9 protein-coding genes are annotated in these 14328 nt (G+C 63.1%); 2 read left to right on the top strand and 7 right to left on the bottom strand.

Annotated features, from left to right (window positions below; all coding sequences use genetic code 11):
- Window positions 1-340: 340 nt before the first annotated feature.
- The 4 genes from NVV93_RS08770 to NVV93_RS08785 are packed head-to-tail and all read right to left on the bottom strand — an operon-like array spanning window position 341 to window position 3808.
- Complete coding sequence (locus NVV93_RS08770; RefSeq protein ID WP_258254052.1) at window positions 341-955, bottom strand: ABC-type transport auxiliary lipoprotein family protein; 615 nt, start codon at window positions 953-955, stop codon at window positions 341-343.
- Entirely contained in the window at window positions 952-1890 is a 939-nt protein-coding gene (locus tag NVV93_RS08775) for an MlaD family protein (RefSeq protein ID WP_258254053.1), read from the bottom strand. The genes NVV93_RS08770 and NVV93_RS08775 overlap by 4 nt, the downstream gene beginning before the upstream one ends.
- Window positions 1890-2675 carry an ABC transporter ATP-binding protein gene (locus tag NVV93_RS08780; RefSeq protein ID WP_258254318.1) on the bottom strand — a complete coding sequence of 262 codons (786 nt, stop codon included), beginning with the start codon at window positions 2673-2675 and terminating at the stop codon, window positions 1890-1892. The genes NVV93_RS08775 and NVV93_RS08780 overlap by 1 nt, the downstream gene beginning before the upstream one ends.
- Window positions 2669-3808: an ABC transporter permease gene (locus NVV93_RS08785; RefSeq protein WP_258254054.1), complete on the bottom strand. Its 1140-nt coding sequence runs from the start codon at window positions 3806-3808 to the stop codon at window positions 2669-2671. Before NVV93_RS08785 ends, NVV93_RS08780 begins: the two co-directional genes overlap by 7 nt.
- Window positions 3809-5846: 2038 nt before the next feature.
- On the opposite strand from NVV93_RS08785, the gene NVV93_RS08790 reads away from it, so the two are divergent.
- Both NVV93_RS08790 and NVV93_RS08795 read left to right on the top strand, forming a co-directional pair.
- A complete protein-coding gene (locus tag NVV93_RS08790; protein WP_258254055.1) occupies window positions 5847-7361 on the top strand; it encodes an autotransporter outer membrane beta-barrel domain-containing protein in 1515 nt (504 codons plus the stop codon).
- Window positions 7362-7421: 60 nt separating this feature from the next.
- Window positions 7422-10469, top strand: coding sequence for an autotransporter outer membrane beta-barrel domain-containing protein (locus tag NVV93_RS08795; RefSeq protein ID WP_258254056.1), 3048 nt, complete (start codon window positions 7422-7424; stop codon window positions 10467-10469).
- Here the strand turns inward: NVV93_RS08795 and NVV93_RS08800 are convergent.
- The 3 genes from NVV93_RS08800 to NVV93_RS08810 form a co-directional block, all read right to left on the bottom strand.
- The gene (locus NVV93_RS08800; RefSeq protein ID WP_258254057.1) at window positions 10466-12133 is read right to left on the bottom strand and encodes a bifunctional protein-serine/threonine kinase/phosphatase; all 1668 of its coding nucleotides are present in this window, start codon (window positions 12131-12133) and stop codon (window positions 10466-10468) included. The genes NVV93_RS08795 and NVV93_RS08800 overlap by 4 nt on opposite strands.
- Window positions 12134-12204: 71 nt before the next feature.
- Window positions 12205-13416: a NarK/NasA family nitrate transporter gene (locus tag NVV93_RS08805; protein WP_258254058.1), complete on the bottom strand. Its 1212-nt coding sequence runs from the start codon at window positions 13414-13416 to the stop codon at window positions 12205-12207.
- A gap of 459 nt (window positions 13417-13875) precedes the next feature.
- A complete protein-coding gene (locus NVV93_RS08810) occupies window positions 13876-14325 on the bottom strand; it encodes a thioesterase family protein (RefSeq protein ID WP_258254059.1) in 450 nt (149 codons plus the stop codon).
- Between the last annotated feature and the right edge of the window lie 3 nt (window positions 14326-14328).

Below are 14328 nucleotides of genomic sequence, written 5' to 3' on the forward strand. Positions count from 1 at the left end.
ACGCCTTTGTCCAATCCCGTTCTTCGGGAAGCGTCCCCCTCGCCGTTGAGGGGGATGCTTTATGTGATAGTCGGAGTCGTTATTGCAGAGGGCGTGCCAAGTCGCACTAACGCCGGTTTTCCATGGGCTTGACGGGTTTATCAGGGCGCTGGAGGGGGAAGTCGCACTGCTTTAAAGCGAATTGGTGCCGATCTGGTGCGTCGCTGCGTCGGGATTGGGCATTCGTAGGATGGGTTGAGCGCAGCGATACCCATCAATTCGTCGCGATGGGTATCGCCAGCTCAACCCATCCTATGGGCTGCACCGCAACAAGGCGAAACGACGCCGTTGTGGTGCGCGCTTACTTCAGTGTCTTGGCCTGTGCCGCGGTCCACTCGATCAGTTGCTGGGCCAACTGGTCGCTGGCCTGGCCGAAGGCATTTACCACCGCGGGCACCGCGGCATCCTGGCTCGCCTGGCGGATCACGAAGCTGCGGCTGGCGATGATGCGCTGGGTGGCATCGCGCACCAGGCGGGCGTCGAGACGAATCACAACCTGCGGTTTGCCGTTGACGTACTCGCTCTGGAAGGCCATCAGGTTGCCGACCAGACTCAGGTCGGCCTGCACATGCTGTTCGTCGCTGCTCACGGCGGCGAAGCGGCCGTCGTTCTGGAAGCTTTCCAACAGCCGGTCGCGCAACAGCGCGGTGGTCTGATTGCTCCAGCGGGCGCCCTTATAGGTGCTGATCTCGCTGCCTTGTGGCACCACGGCGATGCGCGTGCTGTCGAGCAGCAGGCTGGCCTGCGGGCGGCTGATGCTCAGCGATTGCGGCACCGCGCCGCGGTTGGCCGGTGCCTGGGCGGCGCCGTGCGGCAGCAGGTAGGTCTGCACTGTCTCGGCTTGCGGCAGCAGCGAGCAGCTAGTCAGCAGCGTGGCCGAGGCCAGGCCGAGGCTGCGGAGAAGGGCGCTGGTCATGGCTGAAACTCCTTGGTCTGTTGGCGATCCAGCAGCAAGCTGCTCGGGTTGTCGGACAGGCGCTGGGTCATCTGCCGCAGCGAGGCCAGGGCGTTGCGCAGCTCGATCACCGCCGGGCCGATTTCGCTGAGACCCTGGATGCCGCCGTTCAACGAGTCCTTGTTGCTGTTGAGCATCTGTTCAAGACCGGCGCTGGTACGGTCCAGCGAGGCCATGGTCTGCGCCGCGCTGTCCATCACGCTGCGTCCCTGTTTATCGAGCAGGCCGTTGGTGTTGCGCATCAGCTCGCCAGTCTGTTGCAGCATGCTGCTGGCCTCGCGGCTGACTTGCGCGAGCTGCTGCAGGGTCTGCTGGATCTCGCCGCGCTGCCCGGCCACTGTGCTGGTGACCTGCTCGATGTTCTCGAGGGTACTGCTGACCCGGTCGATGTTCTCGCTGGAGAACATACGGTTAGCATTGGCGATCAGGCGGTTGATGTTGGTGACCATGTCCTCGCCGTTTTCCAGCAGGCGCGAGAGTGGCGAGGGGTCGGCGACGATGATCGCTGGCTTGTCATGCTGGGTAGCCAGGAATTGGCTTTTCGGCGTGCCGCCGTACAGTTGGATCACCGAGCCGCCGGTGATGCTGGTCAGGGCGAGGCGGGCGTGGGTGTTTTCCTTGATGGGCGTGTCACCGGCCACGCGGATGCGTGCCTGGACCTGGCGCGGGTCTTTGGGGTCGAGGCGCAGGCGGATCACATCGCCGACCTTGATGCCGCTGTATTGCACGCTGCTGCCGACGGACAGGCCGCTGACCGCCTCCTTGAACACCACGTCATACAGCTTGAACTCGCGGTCGACGCTGGACTTGCCCATCCACAGGGCGAACAGCAGCGCGCTGCCCACCGCTAGCACGGTGAACAGGCCGATCAGGATGTGATGCGCACGGGTTTCCATCAGGCTTTCTCCTGGTTCGCAGCGTCTTGCGCCGCGCGGCCACGTGGGCCGTGAAAGTATTCGCGTATCCAGGCGTCGTCGGTGTCTTCGACCACGGCCAGGGTGTCGGCGATCAGTACGCGTTTCTGCGACAGCACGGCGACGCGGTCGCAGATGCTGTACAGCGTGTCGAGGTCGTGGGTGACCAGGAACACGCTGAGGCCTAGTGCATCGCGCAGGGTGAGGATCAGTTGATCGAAGGCCGCCGCGCCGATCGGGTCGAGGCCGGCAGTCGGTTCGTCGAGGAACAGGATTTCCGGATCGAGGGCGATTGCCCGCGCCAGCGCGGCGCGCTTGATCATGCCGCCGGACAGCGAGTCTGGGTACTTGTCACCGGCATCGGCGGGCAACCCGGCGAGGCCGACTTTGACGCGGGCCAGCTGTTCCGCATCGGGGCGGGCGAGGCCAGCGTGCTCAATCAGCGGCAGGGCGATGTTCTCGATCACGGTCAGCGAGGAGAACAACGCGCCGCGCTGGAACAGCACGCCGAAGCGCCGTTCGATCTGCGAGCGGCGTTCCGGCGGAGCGTCCAGCAGGCTTTCGCCGAACACCTGGATGCTGCCGGCCGCCGGCCGCAGCAGCCCGACGATGCTGCGCAGCAGCACCGACTTACCGGTCCCGGAGCCGCCGACCACGCCGAGGATCTCGCCGCGGCGGATCTCCAGGTCAAGATTCTCATGCACCACCTGCGGGCCGAAGCGATTGACCAGACCGCGTACTTCGACCAGCGCTTCGCCACTCACCAGCCCATCTCCATGAAGAACATCGCCGCCACCGCATCGAGGAGGATCACCACGAAGATCGACTGCACCACCGCCGAGGTGGTGTGGTCACCCACTGACTTGGCGCTGCCGCCGGATTTGAAGCCTTCCAGGCAGCCGATGATGGCAATGATGAAGGCGAAGAACGGCGCCTTGACCATGCCGATGAGGAAGTGCTGCACGGGAATCTCGGTCTGCAGCACGTTAAGGAACATGGTGGGCGAGATGTCCAGCTGTAAGGCGCTGACCACCGCGCCGCCGGTGATGCCGCAGAGCATGGCGATGAAGGTCAGGATCGGCAGGCTGATCATCATCGCCAACATGCGCGGCAGCACCAGCAGCACCATCGGGTCGAGGCCGAGTACGCGGATGGCGTCGATTTCCTCGTTGGCCTTCATCGAACCGATCTGCGCGGTAAAGGCGCTGGCGGTGCGGCCGGCCATGAGGATGGCGGTGAGCAGCACGCCGAACTCACGGAGGAAGGAGAACGCCACCAGGTGCACGGTGTAGATGGTCGCGCCGAAGTTGGCCAGCACCGTGGCGCCGAGGAACGCCACCACCGCGCCGACCATGAAGGTCAGTAGGGCGATGATCGGGATGGCGTCCAGGCCGGTCTGCTCGATATGTGCGACCAGCGAGGTGACCCGCCAGCGGCTCGGGCGGAACAGGCTGCGCATCAATGCTTGCAGGGTCATGCCGATAAAGCCGAGCAAGGCCAGCACCTGCTGACCGAACTCGCTGACGGCACAACCGATACGTGCCAACACGTCGCCGTACCGGTAGTCGCGGGTGCGGGGAGGGGCCTGCGGGTTGTCAGCCAGGGCCTTGCCCACGGTCTCCAGCAAGGCTCGGCGTTCGGCGCTCAGGCCCTGCGCCACTTCGTTCAGCCGAGTCGCGCCGAGCAACTCGCCGAGCAGCGCCGCGCCGGCGGTGTCCAGTTGGCCGATCCCGGCGAAATCGATCTGCTCGATCTCGATCTCGACCACGGCCTCGCGCGGTACACGCTTGATCTGGGTTTGCAGGTCAACGAAGTGAGCCAGCGTCCAGTCGCCCAGGACGCGTAGTCGCGGCGGACTTCCCGTGTCGATTGCGATGGTGCCGTTTGGCGTTGCAGTCATCGGAGTTCCTGAGGGCAGAGGGAAGTAACGATATACGCGGCGACAGCACGCTAGCGCAAGGTGGTGTCTTTTGAACAGTTGCCGGATGTTGCCGTGTGTTTGTTGCAAAAGGTCGATACTTGCGCGCAATAAGCTAACGTTAGGGTCAACTTCTGAAGGATCAGCCATGCAGACGAAAGCTATTGCCAACCACTTGTATCCGGTAGTACTCGACTCGAGTGATGTGTGCCACCGTTTCTATCCATCCGCCTTGTCTCTGACCATCCGTCGTCTGCTAATCGGTGCCACGTTAGCGCCGGCAATGCTGATGCCCCTGTCGGCTGATGCGCAGACCTGCCCTACCACCCCGACTCAAACGTCTACCGTCAATGTCTCTTCAAACACCACCCTGAACGACGGCACCTATATTTCTACGACCGCTGCGACTCCTGCCATCAACGTCACCGCCGGGACACTGATTCTGAATGCAGGAAGCGGGGCTATCTGCGTCCAAAGCGTAAACGGCAATGCGCTCAACATTAGTGGTGGAGCGCTGCTAGTACCCAAGGGCGCGAACGTTGGTACGTCCCGTTTTGGAACGGCACTGCTGGTCTCGAACGGTACGGCCACTCTCTCGGATCTGACCATAGAAAATACAGGTGTAGGGAGCAGCGGAGGGCATGGCATCCTGGCCAATCCTGGAGCCACGATTACGCTGGACAGCGGCAACTCCATCCGCTTCTCAAGTAGCCATGCCATGGGAATAGGCGTCAATACCGGCGGCAAGGTGACGGCGACGGAAGTTGTTCCCATCACGGCGGGCCGAACCGATGGTGTCGGCGTGTACGGCGTCTATCTTCAGGGGGCAGGCAGTAGCGTTTCGATGCCAGCGAGCTCAACGGTCACAGTAAACGGAAGCCAAAGCGTTGGGGTTGCTTCGGTCGGAGCGACCCTTGCTCCCGGCCATATCGGCCCTGGCCTCTCCATCACCCTGAATAGTGGCACTTTTGTCCCAAACTCTAATACAGGCATTCTGGCTACCACGGGGGGTAGCGTCGCGCTGGAAAGTGTCACCGTCCAAGGCCCCAACGTTGGAGCCGGGGCGTGGGCGCAAGGTGCCGATAGCCGAGTCGTCTTGTCTGGAAAGAGTGATATCACCGTCTCGACGGCCGCTCATCCGGCCTTCAGCACAGTGGGCATTTGGACCCCTACGGGCACCCCGATCATGAGTGGTTTTTCTGCCTTTTCATCGGCGGCAGGCCTGCTCGTTACGAGCGACCCGAGGGTTGCCAGTACGAGCGGCGGGAGCCTTGCCAGTACGGGCACCTCGGTTTCGGTAATAGCTTCACCCAGTTCCGGGCAGCAGCCGGCCGCCGGCGTGCATGCCGCCAAGGGGACGATCGACCTGACCAGCAACGTGATCAATACGGTTGGTACAGGCTCCTTCGGATTCCGAGTGGAGATCGGAGAGATCACCGCACGCAACACGCAAGTAACCACGTCGGGTGGCGGTGTTGCGATGTACATCAACCATGGGCTCGGCACGATCGACCTGACAGACACGACCGTAAAGGCGAATGGCCCGGGCACGACCGGTTTGTATTCAGTGAATGGCACAACGGGTGATACCAACCGAGTCAATATCTCGGGCGGTGGGTTGAGCAGTGAACAGGAAGTCGCCATCGGGGCACGCGGCCCACTCACAGTCAACGTATCCAAGGGCGCGACTGTATTCGGTGGACAGGCATTGGTAGCTGCTCTTGACCAGCGCACCTCTTATCCCCAGCCCACCACGATACAACTCAACGCATCGCAATCCAGCGTCCTCACAGGTAATGCCTTCGGTGCACCGGCAAGCACGGTGAATATTGACCTGGCGACCGGGTCCCACTGGACTGGCGCGGCGCCTGCTACGGCACCAACATTGGCGGCTTCTCTTAGGGAGCCGTTGCCACCGGAACCACTCCCTACTCCTTCAGCGCCCACAGCCACTTCCGCGCCTATTACCAACGTCTCCATCGACGCCACCAGCACCTGGACGGTGACCGGCGACTCCACATTGAGCCAACAACTGAGCAACACCGGCTTGGTCGACTTCGCGTTGCCGGTCGGTGGCGTGTTCAAAACGGTGACCACTCGGGACTATGTGGCAGGCAGCGGGACCATCGCCCTGAATACGTACCTCGGCGACGACAGCTCGCCTTCGGACAAGCTCGTCATCGATGGCGGTACGACCACCAATACCAGCCAGTTGCTCATCCGCAACGCGGCGGATGCCTCGGGAGCATTGGGAGGCGGGGCGCTCACCACCGGCAACGGCATCCTGGTGGTGGACGCCACCAATGGCGGCACCACCGCAGCCAGCGCCTTTGAGCTGTCCGGGCGGGTGGTTGCCGGCCCGTACGAATACGCGCTACAGCGCTCCAGCACCGATGGCAGCAACGAACAGGCCTGGTACCTGCGCTCGAGCGAGGTGCCTACGCCTCCAAGCCCGCCAGCTCCACCAAGTCCGCCTTCACCTCCAGCTCCGCCAAGCCCTCCGGCGCCGCCCGCACCGCCCGCACCGACGCCCAGATACCGTGCGGAAACCTCGCTGTATTCCGCGGTGCCGGCGCTGGCGCTGGTCTACAGCCGCGCCATCATCGACACCCTGCACGAGCGGGTGGGCGAGGAGCGCCGTCTGGCCGGAGCGCCGTTGCCGGCGGACAGCGAGGAAACCTACGGCCCCTCGCTGGGCTGGGGGCGGGCGATCTATCGGCACGGTGAGCAGGAACGTGGCGATGCCGGGCCGTTAGGCGAGACGCCTGAATACGACTACGACCTCAACGCTTTCCAGGTTGGTCTGGATCTGTACCGCAGCGAAGACACCGACGGCAGCACCAACCAGGCCGGCCTGTCGTTGGCCATCGGCACGATCGACGGCGGCATCGAACACTACAACGGCGCCGATGCCGGCGACGACACGCTGCGTGCCTACAGCCTCGGCGGTTACTGGACGCACTTCGGTCCCGAAGGCTGGTATCTGGATGGCGTGTTGCAGCTCAACCGCTTCGACATCGAAGCCCAACCGGACAGCCTGGGCAAACTGGACAGCGATGGCTGGGGCTATACGGCCTCGCTGGAAGGCGGCTACCCATTCCAGATCGACAAGGACCTGTACATCGAACCGCAGGCGCAGGTGATCTACAGCTCTGTCGATCTAGACGACAGCCACGACATCGCCGCCGACGTGCGCTTCGAGGATGTCGAGTCGCTGATCGGCCGGGTCGGGGTACGCCTGGACAAGGACTGGTATCGCGAGGCGAAGAACGGCGAAGTGCTGCGTACCAGCCTGTGGGTGCGGCCGAGCGTATGGCACGAGTTCAAGGGCGACCCGCAGACCGAGTTCTCCTCGGCACGCGGTTTCGTGCCGTTCGATGCTGATCTGGGTGGTAGCTGGGGTGAAGTCAACGCAGGGCTGGACTGGCAGGCCGGCGCGGACACCAGCTTCTATGTATCTGTCGGCTACCAGAAGGCTGTCGACGGCGACAACCACAGCTACGAAGGCATGCTTGGGGTGAAGGTGGCGTTTTGAGCGACTGCTGGGCCTGGCTCTTCAGATTCGTAGCGATCAATAACAAGGAGTTTCTGAATCATGCTGATGATTTCACTCAAGTCCACCTCGGCACGCTTGTTGGCCCACCCACTGCCATTGGCACTCGCCATCAGTGTGGCGATACCGCAGTTGTCGCAGGCGCAGACGGTCATCCCCAGCTCAACTACGACCGTGCAACTGCAGGGGGTAAGTCCCACGGATGCGGAGGTCTTGTTGCCGGCAGGTAACAGCGTCAACACCGCCGCCGGCAACGGTATCGAAGGCGATACGAGTCAGGACTGGAAACTGTCCAATCAGGGCACGATCAGCGGCGCGAGCCATGGAGTTTTCCTGCAGTCAGCCAGCGGTAATGCAAGCTTCGACAACGCAGGCAATGTGAGTGGCGGCAGTGGTAGCGATGACGCTGCGGTGTTCTTTTCAGGTGGCGGAAGCCTCACGCAGGCTGCTGGTGGAACGCTGAACGGCACTCATGGGGCAGTCTTCGATGGCGGCTCGGTGGCCGGCAGCAATGCCGGCAATATTACGGCGGGGGGGAACGGCTTGTGGCTGCGCAACGGTGCCAGCGGCAGTTTCGTGAACAGCGGCCGGGTCGAGACGTCGACGAGAGCGGTCTATGTCACAGATGGGGGTTCGCTCGAGCTGACGGGTGTAGGGAGCCTAGTGGCCAGCGGTACGGGAGTGGCGGGTGTTTTTTCCGACAAGGGCTCAAACGTCGTAATGCGCGGAGGAAACATCACGGTCTCGGGTGACAACAGCAAGGGGCTACTGTCGTCCTGGCGGGGCGCGTCGCTATCTGCGAGCGACGTGCAGATCAATGTCACGGGAAACAACATGGCTATTGGTGCTTTCGCCGCAGGCACTGGCGACGGTGTAGACAGCCTCACGCTGAGCGGCGGTTCGATCAACGTGCAGGGGAGTGGGGCATTCGGTCTGGCGGCCAGTAATTACGATGTACTGACTGCCAACAATGTGGCCATCAGTGTTTCGGGTCTCAATTCAGGGGGGGCAACTTCTCAAGATTATTCCCAGATGACTCTTAATGGTGGGTCTATAACGACTACCGGAGAGGGCGCTGAAGGGCTATTGGTGTATGGCGTCCCGGCTCCCGCGAGCGTTGGCCGCCTTCCGACTTCCCCCTCTCCTGGGTTGGTTCCAGTGCCTCTGAACGCTGTGCAGGGACAGCCAGGTGCGAGCATCGTGTCCAACCGGATCACCATCAGCACCTCCGGCGCTAATGCGCACGGAGCAATCCTGCGAGACAGCGGAGCGGTCACGCTCACTGACAGCCGTCTCAGCACAAGCGGTGCGGGTGCGGCGGCGATTGTGTCCGAAAAAGGCGATCAGTCGAATGGCGTCAATACCGTGGCTATTGAGCGAAGCACTATCACTTCCGGGCTCGCTGCGGGGATATCTGTGACGGACAGTACGCTCAACATGACCCTGGACAACTCCTCCTTGAGTGGCGGGACAGCGCTGTACCAGGTGGCGAGCACGGGCACGTTGAACCTATTGGCCAGGAGTTCAACGCTTACAGGCGCAGCCTTGACCGATGCTGGCGGTATCGCGAACGTCACGCTGGTGGACAGCACCTGGAACTTCTCCAACGCTCCGGTTGATGGGGTCTTCAATACCTTGCGGGTGAACAGTTACACCGGCGCCGGCACCCTGGCCCTGAACACCGTGCTCGCCGGAGACGGCTCGCCCTCGGACAAGTTGCTGATCGACGGCGGTACGGCGACCGGCAGCAGCCAGCTGCAAATCAAGAATGCCGGTGGGGCAGGTGAGCTCACCACTGGCAACGGCATCCTGGTAGTGGACACCATCAACGGTGGCACCACTGCGGCCGATGCTTTCGCGCTGTCCGGGCGGGTGGTTGCCGGCCCGTACGAGTACACCCTGCAGCGCTCCAGCATCGAGGGTAGCCTGCAGCGCTCCAGCACTGACGGCAGCAACGAACAGGCCTGGTACTTGCGCTCAAGCGAGACGCCCACGCCGCCTTCGCCTCCAAGCCCGCCTTCACCTCCAGCTCCGCCAAGCCCGCCGTCACCTCCGGCGCCGCCCGCGCCTCCTGCACCTCCGAGGCCCAACTATCGCCCGGAAACCTCGTTGTACACCGCGGTGCCGGCACTGGCGCTGGTCTATAGCCGCGCCATCATCGACACCCTGCACGAGCGGGTTGGCGAGGAGCGTCGTCTGGCCGGAGCGCCGTTGCCGGCGGACAACCAAGAAGCCTACGGCCCCTCGCTGGGCTGGGGCCGGGCGATCTACCGGCACGGTGAGCAGGAGCGCAGCCATAGCGGGCCGTTCGGCGAGACGCCGGAATACGACTACGACCTCAGCGCCTTCCAGGTCGGTCTGGACCTGTACCGCAGCGAAGCCACCGACGGCAGTACCAATCAGGCTGGCCTGTCGCTGGCCATTGGCACGATCGACGGTAGCATCGAGCACTACAACGGCGCTGATGCCGGTGACGACACGCTGCGTGCCTACAGCCTCGGCGGCTACTGGACGCACTTCGGCCCCGCAGGCTGGTATCTGGACGGCGTGCTGCAACTCAACCGCTTCGACATCGAAGCCAAGCCGGACAGCATGGGCAAGCTGGATACCGACGGCTGGGGTTACACCGCCTCGCTGGAAGGTGGCTATCCGTTCCAGATCGACAAGGACCTGTATATCGAACCGCAGGCACAGGTGATCTACAGCTCCGTCGATCTAGACGACAGCCACGACATCGCCGCCGACGTGCGCTTCAAGGATGTCGAGTCGTTGATCGGCCGGGCCGGCGTGCGTCTGGACAAGGACTGGTACCGCGAGGCGATGAACGGCGAGGTGTTGCGCACCAGCCTGTGGGTGCGGCCAAGCGTGTGGCACGAGTTCAAGGGCGACCCAAAAACCGAGTTCTCCTCGGCGCGCGGTTTCGTGCCGTTCGATGCTGATCTGGGTGGTAGTTGGGGCGAAGTCAACGTCGGTTTGGACTGGCAGGCCGGCGCGGACACCAGCTTCTACGTGTCCGCCGGTTACCAGAAGGCTGTCGACGGGGACAACCACAGCTACGAAGGCATGCTGGGGGTGAAGGTGGCCTTTTAGACCAGTAACCCCAGCAGCAATGCCAGGTTAAGCGCCAGTGATACCAGCGCGACGCCACGCCAGACTTTCAGTGGTTCGCGCTCCAGCAGTGGGCGGGGGCGAACGCTAATGGCTTGGCGTTCGCCCTGCTCGAGTACCAGCAGCCATTCCTCGGCGGTTTCGAAGCGCTGGGCGGGGTCGGCGGCCACTGCACGATTCAGGCAGTCATCCAGCCAAGTGGGCAAGTCGGGACGATAACGGCTAGCCGGAATTGGTTGGCCAAAGCGCGGGTGCTGGAAGGCCTCGATCTCCCCGTAGGGATAATGCCCGGTGAGCAGGTAGTAGAACGTCACGCCGGCTGCGTAGATATCCTGTTGCGGGCTGGGCGCGGCGCCGGCGAACGCTTCTGGGGCGATATAGCTGGGGGTTCCCGGCAGGCTGTGATCCTCATCGCGAGACAAGCCGGGGCAATAGGCGAGGCCGAAATCCAAAACGCGCAATTCGCCATCGTCGCCCCACAGCAGGTTTTCGGGCTTGATGTCGCGGTGCAGGATATTGCGTCGGTGCAGCATGCCCAGGGCCTTGAGCAGACGCGGGGCGATGTCCAGCCATTCCGGCAGGCCCAGCGCACCGCTCAGTCGACGGTGTTCGGCCAGGGTTTGTCCGGGATATTCGCGTTGCAGGTAGTACAAATGCTGGCGCTGCGGCAGCGGATGCACTTCGGGAAAGTGGCGGCCGGCGACCCGGCGCAGGAACCATTCTTCCAGCAGCAGCGCCGAGCCGGCTTGCGGCTCGTCCTGACGATTGGCGGGAAGGGTTTTCAACAGCCAGCGCCGTGCCTGGGCATCGCGCACCCGATAGACCAGCGACTGGCGTGTCTCGCTGATCAGCCGCTCGACCTGCCAGCCTTCGAACTCCTGGCCATCGCGCAGCTTCGGCGCTAGCGGCCATTGATCGAGCTGGGCGAGGGTATCGCCGAGCGCGCTTTCCGGCAGGTCGCCAACTTCCACCAGCAAGGCGCTGGCATTGTCTTGGCTGCCGGCCAGATGCGCGGCGCTGACCAGTGCCTGGCAGATGGCGGCGGGTTCATTGGCATCCTGCAAAATCTGCTGGATGCGGTTGTCGCCAAGGGTCGCCCAAACGCCGTCGCTGACCAGCAGAAAATGCTCGCCGGCGCGCAGTTCGCCGTCCAGATAATCCACGACCAGATGTTGATCCAGGCCCAGCGCGCGCTTGAGCACGTGTTGCATGCCCGGCTGATCCCAGACGTGATCTTCGCTGATACGCTCCAATTGACCGTCATGCCAGCGGTAGGCGCGGCAGTCGCCGACGTGCGCGAGGGTGAAACGTCGTCCGCGCAGCACCAGTGCGGTGAGGGTGGTGAGTAGCGGCTGGCCCCCGCCATTGGCGCGTAGCCAGCGGTTGTGGGCCAACAGCAGTCGTTCCAGGGATTGCGCCACCGCCCAGGTTTCCGGGGTGGCATAGTAATCGAGGGCCAGTGCCTGCAGCGTTGCCCGAGCCGCCAGACCGCCATCGGCACACTGGCTGACGCCGTCAGCGAGGGCGAACAGAGAGCCTTTGCTCGCCGCCAGGGCTGGCGTCGGGGTGACTACCCGCAGGGCGTCCTGGTTTTCTTCCCGCGGGCCGATGGCGCTGGCTTCGCCGAAACGCAGTTGCAAAGTCATGGAGGGTCCGTGGTGATCGAGGGTTGGACGTAGGATGGGTTGAGCGCAGCGATACCCATCCTACAAATAAGTCAGACGCGCGCGGCGGTGACGGCAGCCGAGCCCCAGGTGGTTCTCCAGCGCTGTTTCACGCCATACAGGCCGAACCAGGCCAGCACGCCAAGGCTGGCGAACAGCCACAGGCCGAGCTGGTAATCGCCGGTCTGCTGCTTGATGGCGCCGAGTCCTGCGGTCAGGCAGAAGCCGCCAATGCCGCCGGCCATGCCGATCAAACCGGTCATGACACCGATCTCGCGGCGAAAGCGCTGTGGGACCAGCTGGAACACTGCGCCGTTGCCGGCACCCAGGCTGAGCATCGCCACCACGAACAGCGCCAGCGCGACGAAAGAACTGGAGATATGGAAGCCCACCGCCGCGATGCAGATAGCGGCCACCGTATACACCGCCAGCAGGGTGCGAATCCCGCCGATGCGGTCGGCGAACGCGCCGCCCAACGGACGCATCAGGCTACCGGCGAAGACGCAAGCAGCGGTGTAGTAGCCGGCGGTGACTGGGGCCAGACCGTATTGATCATGGAAGTAGCCGGGCAGGGTGCTGGCCAGGCCGAGGAAGCCACCGAAGGTCACGCTGTAGAAAAACATGAACCACCAGCTGTCGCGGTCGCCCAGCGCCTTAAGGTAATCGGCTACCGACTTGGGTGCCGGGCGCTCGGGAGCGTTGCGTGCCGTACTGGCGAAGATCACCAGGGTTAGCACCAGCGGGATCAGCGCCAGCCCGAACACATTGTTCCAGCCAAACAACGCGGCCAGGCCAGGCGCGAACAGGGCGGCCAGCACGGTGCCAGAGTTCCCAGCACCGGCGATGCCCAGCGCCTTGCCCTGATGCTGCAGTGGATACCATTGCGAGGCCAGCGGCAGGGCGACGGCGAAAGAAGCGCCCGCCATACCGAGGAACAGGCCGAGCAGCAGGGCTTGCTCATAGCTGTGAACACCCAGCTGCCAGGCGCCAAACAGGGCACCGATGACGATGACCTGGCCGAAAATGCCGGCACTTTTCGGTGAGGTGCGATCAGCCAGCAAACCCATCAGAAAGCGCAGCAGCGCACCGGCGAGAATCGGCGTGGCGACCATCAGTGCTCGCTGCTGGGTGGTCAAACCGAGGTCGGCGGCGATCTGCACGCCCAGCGGTCCAAGCACGTACCAGACCATGAAACTCATGTCGAAATAGAGAAACGCAGCGAACAACGTTGGCGTATGCCCGGCCTTCCAAAAACTCGTATTCATCTGACACCTCTATCCGTTCGTAGGGCCCAGCGGTTGCGCATACCGATTCGTCACCGTATGGCAACCGCCAGGAAGGCAGGTGCTTGTGGCACTTGCCCGTGGCCGAAGCCACAGCGGTTATGAATAACAAGCGGAGCACCGGATCACGGTCGCTCCACAGACTCCAATCACTGGAGCCGAAACGAAAAAACGCCGCAGCACGAATCGCCAACGAGTAGCGAAAGGTGTAGCGACGTCTTTGTCGTATGTGGAGGCAACCGCCGTTGGCTACCTGTGCCTGCTCCTGAGCAAGAGCCGGGCCAAGTTCTAGAAGGCTTGAATTATCGGGCGTTCCGAGGTGTGAGGAGGGCGGAGTTGATGCAAAAGGGCGCGGTGCGAGCTGCAGTTGCGCCGAGTTGGGGCGGCGAGAATCTGGTCTGGTAAACGCCCTCTCCCGGTGTATGGGAGAGGGTCAAACGTTTAGCTCACCCAGTTGATGTGAGCTGGTAGCCCGGCGCGTACGTGCTCGGGAATCGGGGTGACTTTCTTGGCCTTGTAGTCGAAGAACACGAAGCCGGCTTTGGCCATCGCGATCAGTTTGCCGTCCGCCGGGCGAGTGACGCGGAAGATGATGTCGCCACCGTACTTGTTCAGATCCATCAGACCGAGGTCGAAGCGCAGCGTGTCGCGGGCGAAGGCTTCCGCCTTGTAGGTGGTGGCCAAGTCGGTGGCCACATAGCCGATCCCGTTCGCGTCCCGACCTTCGCTGATCCGTGCCTCGTAGAGGAAGCGTGCTCGCGCCTCGGAAATCATCGAGATCATGTTGTCGTTGCCCAGATGACCACCGCCATTAATGTCGGTGGTCCGCACGCTCATCATGGTGTGGTAGTAGAAAAGGTGCTCGGGAAACTCAAGGGTCAGACGGGCCATGCT

The organism is Pseudomonas sp. LS44, assembly GCF_024730785.1.
In the GTDB taxonomy this organism is placed as follows: Bacteria; Pseudomonadota; Gammaproteobacteria; order Pseudomonadales; family Pseudomonadaceae; genus Aquipseudomonas.

Coding starts and splice junctions, on each gene's coding strand:
- NVV93_RS08800 (WP_258254057.1), bottom strand. CDS start 12,133: ATGACTTTGCAACTGCGTTTCGGCGAAGCCAGCGCCATCGGCCCGCGG.
- NVV93_RS08770 (WP_258254052.1), bottom strand. CDS start 955: ATGACCAGCGCCCTTCTCCGCAGCCTCGGCCTGGCCTCGGCCACGCTG.
- NVV93_RS08810 (WP_258254059.1), bottom strand. CDS start 14,325: ATGGCCCGTCTGACCCTTGAGTTTCCCGAGCACCTTTTCTACTACCAC.
- NVV93_RS08805 (WP_258254058.1), bottom strand. CDS start 13,416: ATGAATACGAGTTTTTGGAAGGCCGGGCATACGCCAACGTTGTTCGCT.
- NVV93_RS08795 (WP_258254056.1), top strand. CDS start 7,422: ATGCTGATGATTTCACTCAAGTCCACCTCGGCACGCTTGTTGGCCCAC.
- NVV93_RS08775 (WP_258254053.1), bottom strand. CDS start 1,890: ATGGAAACCCGTGCGCATCACATCCTGATCGGCCTGTTCACCGTGCTA.
- NVV93_RS08785 (WP_258254054.1), bottom strand. CDS start 3,808: ATGACTGCAACGCCAAACGGCACCATCGCAATCGACACGGGAAGTCCG.